Source organism: Scytonema sp. HK-05 (assembly GCF_963872035.1).
Classification (GTDB): Bacteria; Cyanobacteriota; Cyanobacteriia; order Cyanobacteriales; family Nostocaceae; genus Kalymmatonema.
The window spans coordinates 172,861-193,703 of the sequence record NZ_CAWMYC010000136.1 but is presented as its reverse complement, the minus strand read 5'-3'; the positions used below and the strand labels follow the sequence as shown (position 1 = coordinate 193,703).

The window sequence follows — 20,843 nt, the reverse complement described above, 5'->3', positions numbered from 1 at the left end:
TAGCTCCTCGCTCTGCGAGGCACGGAGCGCCAGCGCAGTGAAGCATCTCAAAAATTAACGAGAAATAGGGATTCTGAGTCCCAAGGGGACACGCTGCGCGAACGCTCCTGTTCCTTCGCTTCGCTCAGGACTACGCTCAGAATGACAAAATATACCTTGCTTAAAGTTTTCAGACATCCTCTTAGTTAGTTGTTACTTGTCAAGCAACATTGGACTAACGACTAACCATAATTTAATTTCAAGGAACCGATGAAATGGCTGTTAAAATTGAGCTTTTAAATCGCTATCAACTGCGTATAAAAAGTAATGATACATTACTCTTGCCGATTATTGAAATTAAACCTACTGATAGTTTTAACTTCCCTCATATCTCCAAAATTGATATTTCTGTGAGCGGAACGCCAGAAGACATGGCAGCAAAAATACAATCTGTATACAGAAGCGTTAGCTTTAGTAATAAACTACTCAAGCTTTCTACACCACAGCGATTAAAACAAATTGACTGTGTGTGGAATGAGCCATTACCAGCAGGTGTGAACTGCACTTTGCTAGTGACTGTAGAGTATTTTGACTCGGATGAAACGGGTAACCCAAATCTGTCTATGAGCAAAAACTCTACGTCTGAGTGCAATATATGGACTTATGCAGGCGTTGAAGATACCGTAATACAAATGTCAGTGAGAGATACGCTACCATTGCCACTACCAGGACCTTTTTACAAACCCGAACCAGTTCAAGAAAGTAAGAAGCCAGAAATTACTTATCCAGGCTGGTTTGCCATTGATTTTGGCACGTCAAATTCCACAGTGACACTCTACGATCCCAAAGTCATCGTAACTCCAGATAGTTTGCCTAGCGAACAAGAGGTGCGGTTACGCGAACGTATGGCGGCGTGGTTAAACCAACGTCCCGTGGATGATGTACCGGGGATCAGCCGTAATGCTTGGGATCAGGAGTGGCAAAAGTTTTTAACTGAACTGAGCAAAGATTTTGTTTCCATTCCCGAGTCTGTTCGTCACAATTTGGGCGAACAACTCTTTCGAGGCGTTGACAGTGCTGAGTTGTTGGAAGCTATCCGACAGATAGAAATTTGTTTGAGCAAACGTCTGGGTTGGTTTCGTCGCGCCGCTAGCAAACGGTTGAATCAGATATATCACGAAGTTTTCCGCGTACCACCTTTAGAGTGGCAAAGTTTGATATCAGTAGAATTGGACAAAGACCGTCGTCTTAATGAAATTCCTAGTGAGTTAGAAGTCGTCAATCTGGAACCTTCTTTGCCAAAAGATGATCCAACAAAAGTGAAAGTCGTCTTAGGTGAACAAGCAAGACAGCACAGACTAGACACTATTGGGAATGGGGAGGAAATTGAAGGAAGGTTCCTCCACTCACCTAAGCGGTATTTTGGTCAAGAACGTTCTTTTAAAATTACGCTCGATGGTCAAGAAGATACAATTGAGGTCAATAAGCTGCTGCAATCTGCTTATGCTGAACTGATTGAGTTAACCGAGAATTACCGCCAACGCTATCCAGGTAAGTGTTCTGAAGGTAAATTCTACCGTGCAGTGGTGACTTACCCAACGATCGCCTCACCATTTGTGCGCCGCGAGATTGAAAAGCTGGTGAAACAACTGGATATCGAAGATGTGCAGATGGCTTATGACGAAGCGATATCGGTAGCCGTCTTCTTTTTGTGGCGAGAGTTTGGCGGTGATTTGAACGTGGGGATTGAGTCGTTTAAAACCCGCTGCCGTTACGATGGGGATAAATGGTGGCAAAATGTCCTCGTTTTGGATATTGGTGGCGGAACCACTGATTTAGCGCTGATTCGTCTTGCACTGGAAGAAATTAACCCGTTTGAAGCTGGGGAAGACCGAGGCGACGGCGGACGTTATTATAAATTGACTCCTAAATTATTGGGTTCTTCCGGTCATTTGCAGTTGGGTGGAGAGTTAATTACCCTGCGTTTGTTTTTGTTGTTGAAGGCGGCGATCGCAGATTGTTTGCTCACAGCCGTGACTGAAGAACAATTGCCAAAAGATGTGTTGAAAGTGCAGCCAGAAGAGTTGAGCGATCGCTTTCTTGATAACGGCAAATTCTTAAGAGGAAGTCTGCTCGCTTGTGTAGACAAAGAAATTCGAGAAGGCGATGCTTACAAAGATGCTTTAAATGCAGCCGAGAAAGTTCTACCCACACGCTGGAAAAATTCGTTGTCTCGCGCACAAACTTTCTACACTCTTTGGGAACAAGCGGAAAATGCCAAAATTACACTCGGTCAAAAGCGCCAACAAGATGCACCCGAACCAATCTTCGTCGTTGATGGGCAAAAAATTTCGGAACTGCTGCAACAAAACGATATTCAATTATCAAGCGAAGTTGTTGATAACCTGAGTGTAACCCTCACGGTACAGCAATTTGAAAAAGCAGTATCTCCTGTGATTCGAGAAGCAGTTGGAATTGCCCAAGGATTGATAGAGAATGCTTTAGCAAATAAAGCCTTCAATTCCCAAAGCCAGAAAGAGCAAGTCGATTGGTTGATTTTATCAGGAAAAACCTGCAATCTGGAATTAGTTGAGCGCGAACTTTATCGGGTATTTAGCAAGTCTGATTATTTTATTTGGAATGAAGACCGAGTTACCTTTGAACCCGAATATACAAAGCTTGCAACTTCTGCTGGAGCTTGTTTTGCAGAGAAACTAAGACAATTGGGTTTTGCGCCGAAAGAGTCCAAGGAATTGCTGCGTAGAGGAGCAAATCAACTTTATATCGATGTCAAAAATCTGTTTTATTTTCTGCCATGCTCCTTCAAAAGGGAAGTGATTGGAGGAAATTTAGACCCAATTTTTCAGGCTGGTCAAGAACTTTATCAACTTAAAGCTGACGATGCGATGGCTAAATTTCGCAGTAGTTGGCAGGGTATGCAATTGACCAATAACATCATTCGTCAGGATTTTGAGAATATCAAACCTCAGCTTTGGGGAAGTTATAACGGTGATGCATTGAGAAAGAAACTGGAAATGAGTGAGGAGGATTTTAAAAATTATATCAAAGTTCAGTTTGAAATTAATCAAAAGCTTGATATCGATTTGCTGCTTTGCCGAGGAAATCCTCACTATTTAATTCCTGTGAATATTCCCTGTGTTGATGCGGCAAAAGCGATAGGTACATCAGAAGTTATTGCTGATGATAGTCACGTGGTTTGCGATATTGCTGTTAATGTTGCTGAATCTGCAAATGCTCTAAAAACAGATGCTCATACTGTTGTATTTAATGCCGAGAAAGACTACAGCAAGGATATGAGAGTTTTTCGGTATGATGATGGTGCCATACAGCCACAAATCATGGGGTTAATTGCTGAATTACCGCCGTTTCCTACCAGTGGCAAACATACATTCTACTTCCAATTTCACAACCCAAAATCTAATAAGTGGGAACTCATTGGCGAATTGCCTCAACCAGAAGTCAAAAGTGAGTATCCTTGCCGATACTATGTCTCTCTTAACAAGAAGGGTATGCTGAGAGTACATGCATTTGAGGTACCTTATTGGACATCAACAAATCCAGAATCTCTCAAGCAAGGGGGATGCGTTTTTCGCGACACTCTCCAACCTCAGCCTAACGATGTTAAGGCAGAACGTGACCCGTTTTCTGGAGAACACTAACGAGAGTTAGGAGTTATTAACTTAAAACTTAAAACTAGACCTGCCTAGAAAGTCTACTTTTATCCTTGCTTGTGACCTTTTGCTCATGGAGTCTCTTGCATAAGTAGATTTGTTTGAAATTAAACCACAGATGTAGGCGTAAGCCGTGCCGTAGGCTACACAGATAAACACAGATAAATAATCGGTGTTCATCTGTGTTTATCTGTGGTTCCAAATGATAAAGTCCGGACTTTTGCCAGCAATCTACTCAAAACTTAATTTACAACTCAAAACGGAGGAAATATGCAGCACCTCAGCAAGTTATTGAAAATTGACAACTCAAATTTAGCTTGGGTACTGCGCTTGGGCTTGCACGGACTGCGGACTCAATTACAGGAAGCTTTAAAAATAGCAACCACAGACCCAGGAAGCAGTGCTTGTCAAGAATTGCTGAGGGAATTGGATATTCTTTTGGAAGTTACATCTCAACAAAAGTCTTTGAGTAGCGAGACAGTCTTGTCCACGGAGGATAGTTCCTCTTGGGAAGATGTGTTAGAACCAGTCACCACTGAACTAAAAGGTGAACTCAAACTTCGACAAATTGGTGAGGCTTTGCTATCTGACCGGGAATTATCGAACTATATCGGTGATTACCAATTTCTTAGCACCAATGATGCTGATTTGTGGAACGAGATGCAACGTTTGCTGCTGCGTGTTCCTGAAAAGGCGGCTGATGCTTGGCGAGAGCGTATTTTGACAGAGGCGAGTCAAATAGGTGCAAAAGAAGATAAGCCGCACTTGTCACTACCCTTCACCCGGAATGAATGTATTTACCCTGGTTTGACAGGAAAGGTAAAAGCCACTGGGTTGTGTTTGTCATACCAAGTTGATTTCGATCCGCGATTAACGATGGAAACACACGACGGGGAAATGGATTTGTTGGCTGGGGTTGTTTCTACTTGTCTTAAGTTTATTGAACTCGATTCATCTTTGTACCACGCTCTTAAAAGTGTAGATAGATTTGGTGTCAGGTCTTTGAACGATGAACGAGAAAAGTCTAAGTATGTCACAGCACTGATAGACCGTTTTCGCCGGGTGCAAACAACTGCTGATCATGCCGATCCAATTGTTGCTTTACGTGCCAGACTTGACTTAGATGAAGCAATTCACTCTTTAGTGTATTTGCCATGTGCTGACCGTTACTCTTGGTGGGGTAAACTGCAACAAGAAGCGCGACGAACCCTTGATCAGGTGGTTGAGAAGACGCGTGATGCTGGTTATCATGTGCAAATCCGCCCATTATGGGGAACCTATGCAGATGTCTTTGGTTGGTCAAAGGACGATTTGCAATTAGATATTGGTGGGGTGCGCGGGGAAGTGTCTGCATGTTTGCGGGTTTATGCCAAAATTAACGATGAGGTGCTTCCAGGTCGGGTACTTTTCCGTTCCTCTTGAGTCAAGATAGACACCCGTGAGAAAATTTCATGACAAAGTATGAAAATTTTTCTTCCCTAGCCCTAATTTATCCAGAGTGAAAACCGACAGTATCTTCTATCGCCTGTTTCAAGAATTACCCAGCATCTTTTTTGAATTAATTGGCAACCCACCAGAAACCGCAGAGGATTATAACTTTTCCTCTGTTGAAATTAAGCAAACAGCCTTCAGAATTGATGGTGTTTTTATACCGACAAAAACTGAAGACAACCCGATTTACTTTGTCGAAGTCCAGTTTCAAACCGACACAGAAATTTATTCGCGTTTGTTTTCCGAAATATTTTTATACCTGCGTCAAAATCAACCGAAAAATTCCTGGCGGGGAGTGGTTATTTTTCCCAGTCGCAGTCTAGATACAGCAGATACAAATAATTACAGTGAGTTTTTCACTAGCCAACGTGTCAGCCGCATTTATCTTGATGAATTAGGTGAAACGGCATCACTACCCGTGGGCATTGCTACCATTAAATTGGTGGTAGAAGATGAGGAAACAGCAATTACAGCCGCAAGAAAGTTAATAGATAGAACCCAGCAAGACGTTAATAACGTACCACAAAGGCGGCAGTTATTAGAATTAATAGAGACAATCTTGGTTTATAAGTTTCCCACAATGAGTCGAGAGGAGATTGAAGGTATGTTTGGGTTAAGCGAGTTGAAAAAAACGCGGGTTTACCAAGAAGCTAAGCAAGAAGGGAAGCAAGAAGGACGCTTGGAAGGAAAATTAGAAGCTGTTCCTCGACTGTTGGCGTTGGGGTTAAATGTGGAACAAATTGCTACTGCGTTGGATTTGGAAGTTGCACAAGTTAGGCAAATAGCACAGGGAACACAAAATTTGTAGTTTTGGTGGAACCGTGCGACACTCAACATCATGTATAAATTTTGGGTTTCCTGACTCAGTTTCCTAGGATGAGTCGAGAGGAGATTGAAGGTATGTTTGGGTTAAGCGAGTTGAAAAAAACGCGGGTTTATCAAGAAGCTAAGCTAGAAGGAAAATTAGAAGCTGTCCCTCGCCTGTTGGCGTTGGGGTTGAATGTGGAACAAATCGCTACTGCGTTGGATTTGGAAGTTGAACAAGTTAGGCAAGTCGTACAGGGAACACAAAATTTGTAGTTTTGGTGGAACCGTGCGACACTCAACATCATGTATAAAAAAAGAAAATTCCCCACAACCATATCGGATGATGGGGAATCGCTACTATGAACAAGATATTTATTTACTTAGGGATAGGTCAACCTGATTTATGCATTTTTGTTGTGGAAGCTATGCTCCGGGAGCAAACGCACGACTAGCAAACAGCTTACAGCAGTTTTCATTTATTTAGACCACATTCTTGCGTTCTTCTTTGCGACGCCAGTCGCCTAGGTCGGGAAACCCTTCTGCAGCGCTGGCTCGCCTTTGCGCCTTTGCGCGAGGCAAAAAAATGTGGTTCATTTACCTGAAAATAGCTGTAATACTTGCAAGGTGGCGACGGGCGTGGTGATTGGTGGTTGGGTGAAGGGCGATGGGGCGATCGCATTACTCATTTTCTGTATACTCGTTGCAATACATAGGAAAGCCACCACCCGACTGGCAGTGACATGGTGGTAGTTGTTTTTTATGGTTCTCTAAAGCACTGAATGAGTACATTACAGTGTGGGGCTTCTGCCCGATTAAGCTAAATTTTCAGAGGCGATCGCTGAATCAGGAAAGCTAACTAGACGAGTCGAATCGTATAGTTTTGAACTACAACCGCGTGGGGAAATGCACGACGCAGCTCAAGACGTGGCGTGACTGTTAACTTTCTAGCGCAGCTACGGTTTATTGCTTACTTTTTTCTACCTCACCACCCCCAACTACCGGGAATACCTTTAAAAGGTCCAACAATATCGCTGGTTATCCAACCGCCGTAAAAATTTCCTGGTTGCGGCTGCACCTTTTCTCCATTGACGTAGCAAGCATCCATGACGTGAGCATAAAAAGCGACAAAGTCCTTAATTGATGCAAACGCGGGTGTGGGATCAGGATAAAACCATCCAGCATTCTGCGCTTCTTTATCACCGACACGAATTGTGTAGTAACTAGCACCTCCCTTCCACTCACAAAAGCTAGATTGCGGTGTGAGCAAGAGGTGTTCCATTTTGATATCCTCGGGTGGGATGTAGTAATTCGGTGGGTGGCTGGTTTCTAAAACGCGCTTGGCACGGTGAGTATCTGCAATAGTGACACCGTTAAAGATGATTTGGATATGTTTGTCGGTATCCTCAAGGCGAGGCGGACGGGGATAGTCCCACACTGATTCTTGTCCGGGAACTGGTTCAATGCGTTGGGGTCTAAACATTTGGATTTTATGATTAAATTTAGAACCACAGATGGACACAGATTAACACAGATGATTTATCTGTGTGCATCTCTTGTTAATCTGTGGTTTTATTTTCATCCAATTAACTATTATAAGAGGCTTATTATATGAAATCCGTTTGTTTAGTTATCATATCCCCTCAACCTCACCCCTACCCCTCTCCTTTGTAAGGAGAGGGGTGGCGCAGCCGGGGTGAGGTATCAATGCAGTAACTAATTAACCGGATTTGATATTATTCATATTGTCATAAGAATTGGTAAATACCATAAAAATGGTGCGTTACACTGCGTTAACGCACCCTACTACAACTCATTTTAAACTGCTTAACGCACTTCTTTAAGACTTTCAACTTCCTTAGTAAACAACTCAGTAAATAAACTCAAGACGGTCCGTTCTTCGCGTACTTTGATGTTGGCGGTAATACTCATACCTGACTTCAAGGGCAATTCTCTACCATGAGCATTGAGAGATTGTTGTGCTAAACGGATTTTTACAGGGAAACGATAATATTGGTGTGTTTGGTCTGGTGGTAATGCATCTGAACCAACCGAAATAACTTCTCCCTTAATATCCCCATACTCGCTGTAAGAGAATGAGTCAAGTCTAACATCAACTTTCATTCCTTCCTTGACGAAGCCAATATCCTTGTTCGTGATGAAAGCTTCGGCAATAAAGTTATCGTTTGGTACGATTGTAAGTAGTTTCTGGCTGTTTTGTGCTACAAAACCAGGATTTTTAGCTTGCAAATCAAAAACAACTCCAGATACAGGAGCGCGAAGTTCTTGATATTTAATGTTTGTTTGCGCTTGTAAGATTTTACTGTTTACTTCAGCCAATTGCTTCTCATTGTCAAGCACAATTCTAGAGAATTGGCTATCAATTTCGGCTATGCGCTGTTTGTTATTGACTATCTTTTCCTGCACGTTTTTGCTAGAAACAGCTACCGTATTTTTCGTCTCTTGTTGTCCCTGTTGAATTTCATACTTCAGACGTTGTTCTTCCTTAACAAATTGTGCGACTTGTGCTTTGATATTCTGCACTTGTTTTTGTTGTTGGAGGTACTGAAGCTGAGCGATCGCCCCTTCTTCTGCTAAGAGTTTCATTTTAGTTAAAATTTGCTGCTCAATCGCTAAAGTTCCTTTAGCATCATCGAGTTGAACTTGGTTTTGAGCCAGCTTCTGCTTGCTCTGTTCGACTTTCAACCGCGCAGCAGCAGACCGAGTATCTAACTCTGTTTTTGCTGTTTCTAGACGTTCTTGTTCGTCAGTATCCAAGCCTGCGACAGCACCAGTGTTTTTAAATTCTTTACGCAATAACTCATTTTCTGCAACTAATGCGGCTCGATTTTTCAGCAGAAAAGCAGCTTCTCTTGGCAAGTTACCCCGCATAAATTCGACTTCAGCCGCTACCCCAGAACCAATCTCCATTAAACGGCGGTAAAGCTGGTTTTCTTGCATTAATGAAGCACGAACTTTTTTGAGAGAATTTAATTCACCATTAGTTGTGACGGAATCAAAAATGAGCAGTAAATCTCCAGGATTGACTTTTTGCCCATCTTTAACATAAACTCCTTTCACCACTCCATTAACCGGAGCTTGAATTTCTTTAACTGTTCCTTCCGGCTTCAATTGACCCTGTGATGCAGGAACGACTTGCTCAATTTTTGCAAAGTATGCCCAACCAATTCCAAAACAAGCTAACACCATCAATGTCACCATAATAGTGCGTGACCAAAATGGAGATTGGCGTAGCACAACCGATTGCTCTAATTGCTCAAAGTTGTACTGCTTAAAATCCCTTTCAGAAGCTTTAGGACGCTTGGAGTCAGCAGTAAGCACTCTTGAATCTGAAGGCTTTCCATTTTGAGAGGTTCCATTACGGTGATTACCGTTGAGATGGTTCTCATTAAGTTGAGTCATTGTATTTACCTGGAGGTGAGGATAGAGAGGATGAAAATGATAAATTATAAATTGATGAATTATGAATTATGATTTCAGTGTATCCCGTTTCATAATTCATAATTTTTTTTACTGCTTCACTTCTTGTTGATTGTAGAGGTAGAAATAATGACCTCTCAAAGCCATCAAATCATCATGGTTTCCTTGTTCGATAACCTTACCACCATCCATCACAACAATAATGTCTGCATTTCTAATGGTATTGAGACGGTGGGTGATAAAGAATACTGTGTTCCCTTTGAATTCATCTGCTAAATTTAGACAAACTTGTCGCTCTGTGGGGTAATCCAAAGCGCTCGTTGCTTCATCTAAAACTAATAATTTTGGTCTTTGTAAGACAGAACGAGCGATCGCTATTCTTTGTCTTTGTCCACCAGAAAGTCCAGCACCCCTTTCGCCGACTCGTGTATTATAACCATTCGGCAAGTTCATAATGAATTCATGCGCTGCTGCAACTTTAGCGGCTTGAATAATTTCCTCGGTTGATGCTTCGGGATTCGTCAGAGCAATATTTTCCTGAATCGTTCCATCAAACAACAGTGTCTCTTGAGGAACGACACCAACCTGTCGCCGCAAAGAATAAAGTTCTACCTTGGAAACGTCGTAACCATCAATGAAAATTCTGCCAGCCTCTGGTTCGTAAAGTCTCAGCAGCAATTTCATCATTGTGCTTTTACCCGAACCACTTTGTCCGACTATTCCTACAAAATTACCTGCAGGAAAATCGATATTGACATTGCAAAGCTGCAATGGACCGCTGCTTGCAAACCTGAAGGAAACATTATCATATTTCACTGCTCCTACAACAGGAGGTAAGGTAATATTGCCACGGTCTTTCTCGGCTTCCTGAGGTGTATCGACAATATCACTTAAACGCTCTAAAGATAAGGCAGTTTCTTGGAAGTTTTGCCACAGTTGAGCTAATCGCAATATAGGACTGGTAACGTAACCGGAAATAATCCTAAAAGCGATTAATTCCCCTAGAGTTAAGTCTCCTTGAAGCACTAAATACGCTCCTACCCACAGAACAAGCAAACTGCTAAGTTTGTTGAGAAAGCTACTTGTAGAATTGGCGAGGGTGGAGGTGACGACAGTTTTAAAGCCAGCGCCTACATAACGAGCATAACGCTCTTGCCAGGAAAAACGCGCTCGTAACTCGATGTTTTGCGCTTTCACTGTTTGAATTCCTGACATCACCTCAACCAAATAAGATTGAGTTTCGGCGTTGCGTTCGGCTTTGCTTCGTAGTTGTCTGCTCACTGTAGGAGAGGCAATCAAAGTAATGGCAACAAATACTGGAATTGTTCCCAAACCAACCAAGGTTAACTGCCAGCTATAAACCAGCATCACGATGATATAAACCACCGAGAAAAGCGCATCTAATCCTACTGTTAAAGCAGTACCGGTAAGAAACTGGCGGATATTTTCTAATTCGTTGATGCGAGTGGAAAGTTCCCCTACCGGTCGCCGTTCAAAATAGCGCAGCGGTAGACGTAGCATATGGTCGATAATTTCCGACCCCAAACCCATATCGATGCGGTTGGTGGTGTCTACAAATAAGTAAGTCCGTAAAGTGCTTAGCACTGCTTCAAACAGACCAACGACTAATAGCAAAACACCCAAAACATGCAGAGTACTGATACTGTTTTGAGCGATGACTTTATCAATAATCATCTGAATGACCAGCGGATTTGCCAGCGCTGCTAACTGCACGAAGAAGGAAGCAACAAAGACTTCTATCAGGACTCGGCGATAACGCGACAAATAAGGCATAAACCACTGAACACCGAAACGTTGGCGCGGTGTTGCTGACGTGGAAGAGAGGAGCAATACCCTCATCTGGGGGAGATCATTGCTTTCCTCGACTTCCAACTGAGCGATGAAATCAGCGGATTTGAAGCGTACAATTCCCTTGGATGGGACACCTAAAACAACAGTGCGCTCATTTGTTTCATACAGAACAGCATAGCTATCACCATAACGAATCAGTGCTGGTGTAGGTATACGCCCTACAGAGGAGGTGGGTACATCTACCAACTGCGCCTTTAACCCAATTAACTCTGCCAGGTAAGCACACAGCTGAAACGATATCACACCCTGACGGTTCATCTGGTCGTTGAAAATGCGGCGAATGACTTCCCGCCGAAACGGCATTTCCAAATGTTTCGATAACATTTGAAAACAGGCGATCGCCGAATTGAGTTGTCCCTTACCCCCAAAAAATGGGTATTTTGTGGTTTTTTGTTTCCCTTGCGCCGTCGAAGGCTGTGGTGGTGGTATTTCTTCGTCCGGTGCGTATGGAATTTCTAACTCGTCTGTTGTCTGTGGTTCACTAGCGTCTACTTGATGCTGTTGTCGCTGGATACTATCAAGCAGTAACAAATCCGACGCACGCAAACCAATTAACCGCGCCGGATTTCCCTGTACCTCAACTGTGTTATGCAAATCACTCAATTCCAACTTAGAACCAACAGAGAAGCCTTTTACCGTTCCGCCGCCACTAACAAACCAAATGCAATCGCTATCTTGTTGGTTATAAGGGGTTTTTCCTGGTGAGAGGTAATCTACTTTTGCCCCAGCGCAAGCGTGTTGAGTCAGTTCTTTGAGGTTGGTACCGCCTAAAGCTTGCACTTCCTTTTGGACACTGAGGACATCAAACACTTCCACCAAATGACAGCGGTTTTTACGCTCAGAGGCAAAAGCTGGGTACATCGTGAGTAAGCGTAAATACTCCGTAGCGCTTAATGTTAAACATATCACTTCGCTGGAAGCAATTGTTGTCTCGCAGGCAACTTCCCGTAACAAACTAATTTCGCCAATAATTGCGCCCCTTTCCAGCAAACCCAAGGTATTTGGCATTTGCGTACGCGTATCGTATGCCAACAGGCGAGCTTTCCCTTCATAAATAATTGTGACTCGCTCAGGCATTCTTTCTTTGCCGAGAATCTTCTGACCTATGCGGTAGCGCAAAGGTTGCAGTTGTTGTGATAAAGAGGCGATGACCTCAGTTGGTAATTGGTCAAAACCCTCTAAGGTGGCGAGAAATTCTTGGAAAGCAGAGCTCTTAATATAGGTCATATCAAATAAAGTTAGCACTTAAGAGTTCAGAGTCAGGAATAAAGCTAAGATTTCTAGGTCTTTACACCACAAGTGCGGTTGCCAGGAAATACTTAGCGTACTTATTGAATAGTGGCTTTTCGTATACGCTCACAGGGTGCCTCCCTGTAGATATATTAAGGTAAAGTAAGGAGTTAAGATACCATTAAAATGTTAACTTCTAACTTTTAAATTTAAGAAGAGTTGCAATTAAGAAGTGTTGAATTTGCCAGTTCTGCACCATTCCTCGCTTTTACAGCCAATTCTTAAATTTTGCTCTATATAAGGTAAATTGATGCACCTGTAGTTGGTACGTAAGCAGCACCAACAAAATTTTGAAAGGCAGTCAGCCTTTGATTGTCCTGTTACAGAACTGGAGACATATGACTGTTTTGCGGCGTTGCCACTTTTGATTGCCAGTGTTATAAATTGTCTCAGATAAGAGAGTGTGGCAAGATTGGGACTATGTAATGAATAGGTGAAGATTATATAAATGATTTTTTTTTTGTTGAATTTGCATTTTTTTATTTTTTTGGATGTATTATTCGTAAAACGCTTTCCTAAGCTAATAGAACCCCCGCAATCGAATTACGGGGGTTCGTGTAGAGGTAGCTTACAGGCAAGTGAAAAGTGTAGGGTAGGCTAAGGTTTTGTGACCACAGAAAATTTATTGATAGAGAGATTCATTTAGTTTAAGGGTATCAACAGACTGATGCAAAACGTCTACAGAATCTGATGGGCGTAGAGATTGCCAGAAGTTGAGAATCTGTTCTGCCACAAGCTGGGGTTGAAAGAAGTGAAAAAAATGCCGTCCTTGTGGGCATTCCCATATGCGATCGCCCTCTTTTAAATATAGTTGCCATCCATGTAAAGCATCGGTATCGACAATGATGTCGTTCATGCTCCCACAAACCATAAAGGGTACTGGGACTCGTTCTGGTGGGATACTTAGCCGTTTAAAAAGCGAGTGAGGTGAAAGCGAGCAATTTAAGTCTTGCTCCAAAATTTTCATCAAACGCTTGATAGTATGTTCCTTCTGATAGCCAAACAAGTTATACACAAAAGCATTCAGAGTCTTTTGCTGACTTAAGAATGGGCGATGGACGTAATAGTGTGCTTGCCAGTCAATAGCAGCATCAACACCCACAGCTAACACAGTTAAAGACTTGACTTTTTCTGGATACTTACGGCTGTAGAGTAGCCCTAACAATCCTCCTGTGCTGTGACCAACAAGATGCACAGGTTGATCGCAGGATTTCAGATAATCTTGCAGCAGTTCAACTGCATCATCTAGTGAACTAGCCTCATCCTGGGTTTGCTGATATTCCCATAATGCAACAGTCATTTTGCGTGACAGCCGATACATCAACGGCTGAGCAAAGCATTGTAAACTAGGACTTGTATTCAACCAAATAACATCTGGCAATTTCGACATTTAATTTACCTGCAAATAAATTATCAATCCAGCAATTAGTAATTAGCTTTTTTTTACTACTAATTCCTAATTGCCACAAGAGTTGAAAGCTACAAAAAAAATCTTTTTTTCACTTACTTGAGCTACTCAGGTTTTGACACCCTCTTGCGTCAAGTTAAATTGGTTATCTTCATCAAGAGCGAAGCCGACAAATTTACCGTTCTTCAATGCTTTTGATTCATTGAAGTCATAGCCGTCTGTAGACCAAAAACCAGCCGAAGTCCCGCCTCCAACATCCCAGGTAGGGCTGCCAATGATGAGATATTGATAGTTTTAAAAATCACTCTCTTCTGCCTCTAAAATTTTATGTAATGTCACGACATTTTCACCACCGAATTCTTTCTAAATCATCTCGGCGATAGACTCAGTTTTACCTGTTGTAGATCCAAAAAATAGACCAATTTTTGACATAGACTGCTCCTGGCTTACCTTAAAATCAGCAAAGTAGTAACCTTACTTAACCCTTGTTCGTATATTGCAAAGTCAGAATTATCACTCATACAACTCAAATAAAGCCATTCCTCCAGTTTCAGATCACAACAAAATTAATCCTGTATAAGCTATGTGAACGTCTAGCAGCTGACTGGATACAGCGCTAACCGTAGGGTGGGCATTGCCCATAAAAGCCTATGAGATGGACATTTGAGATATTTAGTGAGCATGCCCACCCGAAAGAAAACCTTATGTGGATAAGTTGAGCAAACGAAAATTCCCAGCCCATCTGGTAACAGGAGGACTACCTGCAATGAATTGTGTTCTTTGCTTTTTTGAGAAGAAGTTGCATTTTTAGAGCAATGCTTAAAAATACACAAAATCTCATTAAACAGGTTATCTCATGTCCGGTTATATAACCATGCGGAAGTTCGTAGTGAGGACTTTAGTCCTCTTGTCCTTACTACAAACAAGTTTTCTTATGGGCAATTAAGCGAACATGATATGACAAAGTCGCTGCATAATCACTTATGACAAAATCAAGCATTTTCGTACATTAATTTTGCTGGATTAACATAAGCTAGCTCAAATATAGTCATGGTTATAGCCCGTTAGACCAGCATAATCAACGTGAATGCTCAATAATTTCCCTGATAATCTGGAGAGCTTTCCATTACCAACACACTAAGACGAGTTGGCAGGGTCTTGATTCACTAATAACGGACTTGTAGAGGTTATTGCCATTGCCCACCTATGAACATTATTTGATAAAGATATTCAACAAGCTTGAGAAACAGCTTACACTAAAAATGAAATTAATGAAAGATAATCTCAATAAAAAATTAGGAGATGGCGAGGGACGCCTTCACTGTAGTGCAGATACGAGCACACAAATAAAGCCTGCCTCCGCAGGCTTGGTATGTATACTGAGATCTTGCAAGAGTTGCAACAGTGAGGAGGCGAAGCCACCCTACAATACTTAAGATTTTTCTTCAATGGTTAACGAGCGCCCGCTACGTACCAGGCTTGATATTAATCCCCTCCCCGCTTGCGGGGAGGGGCGGTTTTGGCGCAAGCCAAAGCCGGGGTGGGGTTCTAACTGTATTGCAAGCTGAGGCAGTGCGTTGCAAAGCGTAACTAGATGTCGCTATCCAGTAATGGAGTATTCAAAAGCCACATCGCCAGTCAAGTTAAGACCTCCCTCAAGAACAGAGGAGGGTTGGGTGATGTCGCTGCTAGCACTTCCATTCAGCAGGAGGTTGGTATTGGGAGTGCGGGGATTATAGCTGGTGGTGTCAATCGTCAACGGATTGGGGAAGGCGTAGGCGATGTTTTCCCAAGGCACAAGCTTAAAGTTGGTGTTGACGTTGCTGAGTTCCCCATCATCCTCTACAAGACGTGCTGGTTCGTTAGAACCATCTTGAGTGACGAACAAACCATACGGGAAGTTGGAACCCAGTGGTACGTTGATAACATCTGCACCATCTGACTCTTGAACGCTGTCAATTGATCCATTGTTACCAACAGCAAAGCGCCCCACAAAGTCATTGTGACCGTCGCGAGTGTAAACTGCAAAGGTGCTGTCACCTTGGCTAGAGGCTAGCAGGTAGCCACTGCCATCTTTGCCGTAGTAGATGGAGAGCCCTTCTACATCGTCTTCCACATAGCTACCCCCCAAGTCTTTCACTTTGTCAATCAACGTACCATTTGTGCCACCGTTTGGTTCTGCTTGATACTTCCAAATCGCTACATCTTCCTGTCCAATGTAGAGGAAACCGAGTTCTTGGTCTGCCACCATGCCTTCTAGTTGAGCATCGCGTCCAGGAGTCGTGGGCACAGTGAAATTACGTATTCTTTCAGCCCCAATCTTACCATTACCTGTGTCAATTAATTTGTACTGGGCAACATCTCCAGTTTCTCGGCGATTAGCAAAGACGTAGTAATCATCTGTCACAGGACTGTGGTACAAAGCTATGCCATAAGCACTCCGCGATGATGGCGAGTAGGGAGGCTCAAAGGGCGATGCTTGAAACAAAGTACCGATACTGCTATCAGTAATATTTTCTAGGTATTCGCCGGACGCGCTGGGATGGGAATTGATTTTGAAGATAGCCAGCTTATCGTTGTTGCGGTCTGTGGCTACGGCAATATCAACAGAATCACCGCCTAAGTTAAAGTTATATTGCAGGTCGATATTGTTGTAACGGATACCACCTGGATTGACCTCCTGCAACAGATTACCAGACAAATCATAGACCCGTAAGCCTGCATTTTTCACGGCTGTGAGTACCAGGCTTTGTTCTGGATTAGAGGAATTTACGTAGATAGCGGGGTCGTCTGCATCGGCGCGTTGGTCGCGTGGTAAATTTGGGTCATCAAATAAGTCAGGACGGGTTTCGACTGTAGGCACTGCGGTGGGAACTAAGTCTGCACCCAAAGCGAGGATTTGAGTAAATTGGGTCTGGCTGAAGTTGTTGTCACTCACCAAAACAATGGACTGATTACCATCAGACAGTTTAGGACCAAAGGTGATGCCCTCAATGTTATCTGTACCTGTAGGTAGGTTCAGCGAGTTGAGATTCAACAGTAAACGCTTTTCAGCAGGTTTGATATCTGCTAGTTGTTCAGTACTCAGATTATTCAGAGAATCGTAGTACTTGATGTCAGTTGCTCCTTGCAAACTGACTTCGTAAATTTTGATAGTATTACCAACCCCTGCGGAGAAAGAGCGTTCCAACGCAAGTAGGGTGCCTCGGTTATCAAGTGCGAGTAAATCCACTAAACCATTATCACCGGAGCCTGTAGTTGGCGGTGCGGCGATGCTCCCAGAGGGAGCCGCCCAAAGGGCGATCGCATCAGTGTTATAAAGATATTCCTTCTCTGGCTGTCCGCTCAGCAAGTTATATTGTAGGATGCGAGAACGGCTGCCATTAGTGAGCGTGGCAATAGGACCATCTTGGAACAGGGCGTTTTCGGTTGCTGTGTATAAAGTCTTTTGGTTAGGCGTAATCGTGAGGCTTTCAAATGCCAGGTTATTGCGAACACCCGACACCTGAGTATCGCCTGTATCTACAACTCCATTCCCGTTGGTGTCCTGCACAACTGGGAGGAACTTGTTTGCTACAGGTAAGGAACTGACTTGCTGTCCCGTGGTTAGGGAGAATTTATTGATGAAAGGATTTGTGACTCGACCCGCATTGATATTTACCTCTCCCTCAGAAGAAATGAATACCGTGTCATTGTTGCTCAGTGCAATGCCTTCAGGGTCAAGACTATTGAGTGGGAACTCTTTGCCATTCTCATCTTTGAGGGTGGTAACATCTGTAAAGGTGACACCCAAGCCAGTTTCTTGAGATGGAGTTTCTAGGGTAAATGTGTAGAAGCGGGCGGGAGCAAATTGGGAGCGGTCATCAGAGATACTATAGAAGCGATTATTTGCTGCATCGTAGGTGACGCCTGACAGTCCGCCAACAGGAGTTTCTTGTCCATCCACTGTTCCAGCCGCACCATTCGGGATATAACCAGTGGGAAAGATGGTCTGTCCTGAGAAGTCCACATCAGGAATAGTTCTACCTGCTTCTGTGGGCGGTACCTGCAAATCTGCCCATATTAAGCGATGGTCAGAACTGGGGAAACCGGTAGGAGGTACATTCGGGTCATAAGTGCCTACCAGTGGGAACAGAGGGTCAGTATTGAGGGGCCAGAATACAGCTGAGTTAGTGATATTTAAGTCAGTAGAGGGTAACACATAGTCTGTCCGCAAGTTCCCAGGAACTGTATCCGCAAAGTCTGCGGTGTCAAAAGCAGGGTTTCCGCGATGATTCAGATTTGCCCCACCCTGCAACACGGCTTGCTGCGAACCGCCGGGACTGGAGGGGATGAAATTCGTATTGATGTTAGGGTTCTGTAACAGTTGCCGGACAGCGTTGTTGTAGCTGTCGCCATCAAAGGGGTCTGCGTTCTGGTCACCCATGATGACGAAGCGTGATCCACCAGTAAGACCACCTTCTTTACCCTGATCGTCGTAGATGTAGTTCCCTTTATCAGGTGTAATGTAATCTGCCCAGAAACGAATCTCGTCGTAGTTACGCTTGCCATTACGGTCTTCGGAACCGTCGAACGTGGGAGGTGTGGGATGGCTGACTAAAGCGTGAATTGTCTCGCCATTCACTGTAATGGGAACGTCCCAATGACTCTTGGAAGAGAGGCGCAACGCGGCTTGTTCTTCCTCAGAATACCAAGGAGTAGCGGAATCAGGAAGAGCAACAGTAGGCAGCAGTGATCCTGGTATATCCTTCCATAGGAAGTTCTGGAACGTCCGCACATTAGCCGTGTCAATGGGATACTTGGACAGCAACAACATCCCGTACTGACCAGGGAACTCACCGAAGCCAAAGGCATCGTCACCATATCCCCGTGTACCAGGAGTTGTGACGACTGTACCGTCGTTGTTCAAGTCAAATCCAGAGGGAATGCCAGTATTTGAGGGTGCGATGTAGACGTAAGGGTAGTCAACCGGGTTTGCGCCGTTTTGACTAACCGAGAGATAATTTTGCTGTAATAATCGGACTGGTTCAAGAGGATCTGCCTCGACGTAGTCAAACTCGTTAATCAGCAGTACATCTGGATTCGTGCGCTGGATGATTTCAGCAACAGCTTTCGCTTGAGGGTTGTCAGGGGTGGACAAATCGGTTACTAACTCACCTTCGGCGCTGCGGTTCAAAGAAGCATTGAACTGTGAAAAGCGGATTGTGTTAGCGGTCATATATTCTCCTAAGATGATTAGGGTTCACTGGTGCAACAAATAAATTGTTCTTCGTAATCATTAGTTTCAAAAAAAGATGAGTTATTAAATTTTTGCAAAAACCAGGTTTAGGATATTTGGAACCAGAAATAAGCACAGATAATTCATCTGTATTTCTCTCTGGTTACATCTTCAAAAAATTGACTTCTACAAACTGACGCATCAGTTCTGGTATTTTCAACGCCGTTTTTTGGATCAATTGTTTGGGGAAAAGTCACGCTACGGGGTTGTGCAACAAGACTGACTCCATTTTTAAATACGAATTGAGAGACGGTGGCTGTGAGGATTAGTTGTTTTTGTAGTTCCCAGTCTGAGGAAATGACCCCGCTCATTTTTAGAAAATCCATGTGGAAAATCGAGGGCTTGAATTGATTGGCAACGAGGGCGATCGCCAGTTCTTCAAATCCTAAAGTTCCTGTCACAGAATAGGGATTTAATGAGGCGTTGATTGTTGTCTGCATATTTGTTGGTTTCTCTGATGTAATAAGTCATGAGAATGAGGAGCAAAGCTCACCATTCCTAGATTTCGTTGGTAGTGCCCTGCGTTTCATTTCACTAATCTTGTCTTTTACAAGAAATGTCACCAATGAGTCCATAGCCCCTGAACGGTTGACTATTGGCTATTAATGATTTAAGCAAAATTTACTTGAACAACCACGTCATTGTAATCCAAATCTCCACCACCAAATACGCCTTCAAACCCAAAAGTTTTATCTCCAAAAGATGAATATAATCCGCTCCATCTGAATTTGTCCCTAAGTCCCGTAAAGTAAGCTAGCGGTACCAGCACCAGCAGCTACAATGGCGTTAATTAACACGCTGTATCTCTGGCTAACATCTACCACGCCATCGTTAATTTCTGTTCCGGGTATTATCTTGAATTTCTTGCAAAGAAATAATATTTCATAATTTCAAATTGTTAACAATGCGGTCAGCAAGTGCGGCAAATTTGCCACTGCCCAAGTCATGATCTATATTGCTTGCTTGTTGTTGACTCACCTTTACTGTTTGCTCATAAATAAACTTCTTAGAAAGATTAGGTTCAGGATATTTGGAACCACAAAGGTTTATCTGTGGTTTCATTTACAAAAACAAGCTTTACAGTCGGGGTAATGATGATGTGCAGATCACTGTATCACGCATCCCTCCTACAAAGAAGCGTGGATTTTGAATGAAATAATTGTCATCTTTAGTTTGTATTAATTTGTATTCAGTACCCTCAAATTATCTCAATAACGTTAAGAAGTAGATAGCAAAAGGTTAAGACATGAGATTGACATACTCCGAGCGCCTGAAGGCATGAGGATTCTAGGCTCAAGCAGTGATTGCAGCTCTGAGCAATCACCTCTGAGCCGGCTAAAGGACCTGAACGAAACACAACATCAATTCCTCTTGTCACTCAATCCACATATTGATTCGTTAGCAACACTTCTACATTTACCTTAGGATATTGATAAATGAATTCTGAAATCCAGCCATTCAAAACAGTCACGCCAAATACAGTTGAGGCAGAGATTCGCAGTGTTCCATAGGGAACGGATTGCATTTGTGGCACGGTTAAGGTGGCTTCTGCCAAATCCCCCAGAATTTTCACTCTTCCGGAGCAATT

General features: G+C 43.1%; 13 protein-coding genes and 2 pseudogenes. 5 read left to right on the top strand and 10 right to left on the bottom strand.

Features of this window, described 5'->3' with window-relative positions; all coding sequences use genetic code 11:
* The first annotated feature begins 254 nt into the window (after positions 1-254).
* The 5 genes and pseudogenes from AACT52_RS31155 to AACT52_RS31135 all read left to right on the top strand — a co-directional run bounded on the left by AACT52_RS31155 (position 255) and on the right by AACT52_RS31135 (position 6,719).
* Positions 255-3,659 (top strand): molecular chaperone, encoded by a 3,405-nt coding sequence (locus AACT52_RS31155; protein ID WP_073628039.1) that lies wholly within the window; start codon positions 255-257, stop codon positions 3,657-3,659.
* A 282-nt stretch (positions 3,660-3,941) separates the two neighbouring features.
* A complete protein-coding gene (locus AACT52_RS31150) occupies positions 3,942-5,093 on the top strand; it encodes a hypothetical protein (protein WP_073628037.1) in 1,152 nt (383 codons plus the stop codon).
* 76 nt (positions 5,094-5,169) lie between these two features.
* The gene (locus AACT52_RS31145) at positions 5,170-5,970 is read left to right on the top strand and encodes an Rpn family recombination-promoting nuclease/putative transposase (protein WP_073628035.1); all 801 of its coding nucleotides are present in this window, start codon (positions 5,170-5,172) and stop codon (positions 5,968-5,970) included.
* 56 nt (positions 5,971-6,026) lie between these two features.
* Positions 6,027-6,242: pseudogene (locus AACT52_RS31140) on the top strand (Rpn family recombination-promoting nuclease/putative transposase); the annotation flags it as partial.
* Positions 6,243-6,554: 312 nt separating this feature from the next.
* Entirely contained in the window at positions 6,555-6,719 is a 165-nt protein-coding gene (locus tag AACT52_RS31135) for a hypothetical protein (RefSeq protein ID WP_158054519.1), read from the top strand.
* A gap of 232 nt (positions 6,720-6,951) precedes the next feature.
* On the opposite strand, the gene AACT52_RS31130 is transcribed toward AACT52_RS31135, so the two are convergent.
* The 10 genes and pseudogenes from AACT52_RS31130 to AACT52_RS31085 form a co-directional block, all read right to left on the bottom strand.
* A complete protein-coding gene (locus AACT52_RS31130; protein ID WP_073628065.1) occupies positions 6,952-7,449 on the bottom strand; it encodes a DUF427 domain-containing protein in 498 nt (165 codons plus the stop codon).
* Between the two features lie 344 nt (positions 7,450-7,793).
* Positions 7,794-9,389, bottom strand: a complete 1,596-nt coding sequence (locus tag AACT52_RS31125) for an HlyD family type I secretion periplasmic adaptor subunit (RefSeq protein WP_073628031.1) — start codon at positions 9,387-9,389, stop codon at positions 7,794-7,796.
* A gap of 108 nt (positions 9,390-9,497) precedes the next feature.
* Positions 9,498-12,506 carry a peptidase domain-containing ABC transporter gene (locus tag AACT52_RS31120; protein WP_073628029.1) on the bottom strand — a complete coding sequence of 1,003 codons (3,009 nt, stop codon included), beginning with the start codon at positions 12,504-12,506 and terminating at the stop codon, positions 9,498-9,500.
* A 685-nt stretch (positions 12,507-13,191) separates the two neighbouring features.
* Complete coding sequence (locus AACT52_RS31115; protein WP_073628027.1) at positions 13,192-13,959, bottom strand: alpha/beta fold hydrolase; 768 nt, start codon at positions 13,957-13,959, stop codon at positions 13,192-13,194.
* Between the two features lie 126 nt (positions 13,960-14,085).
* A pseudogene (locus AACT52_RS31110) lies at positions 14,086-14,409 on the bottom strand (flavodoxin domain-containing protein).
* A 1,168-nt stretch (positions 14,410-15,577) separates the two neighbouring features.
* Complete coding sequence (locus AACT52_RS31105) at positions 15,578-19,195, bottom strand: phytase (protein WP_083630032.1); 3,618 nt, start codon at positions 19,193-19,195, stop codon at positions 15,578-15,580.
* 143 nt (positions 19,196-19,338) lie between these two features.
* Entirely contained in the window at positions 19,339-19,695 is a 357-nt protein-coding gene (locus AACT52_RS31100) for a hypothetical protein (RefSeq protein ID WP_073628025.1), read from the bottom strand.
* A 170-nt stretch (positions 19,696-19,865) separates the two neighbouring features.
* The gene (locus tag AACT52_RS31095; protein WP_337251563.1) at positions 19,866-20,024 is read right to left on the bottom strand and encodes a DUF4114 domain-containing protein; all 159 of its coding nucleotides are present in this window, start codon (positions 20,022-20,024) and stop codon (positions 19,866-19,868) included.
* A gap of 113 nt (positions 20,025-20,137) precedes the next feature.
* Entirely contained in the window at positions 20,138-20,317 is a 180-nt protein-coding gene (locus AACT52_RS31090; RefSeq protein ID WP_073628023.1) for a hypothetical protein, read from the bottom strand.
* Positions 20,318-20,633: 316 nt separating this feature from the next.
* Positions 20,634-20,828, bottom strand: a complete 195-nt coding sequence (locus AACT52_RS31085; protein WP_073628021.1) for a hypothetical protein — start codon at positions 20,826-20,828, stop codon at positions 20,634-20,636.
* Positions 20,829-20,843: the final 15 nt, after the last annotated feature.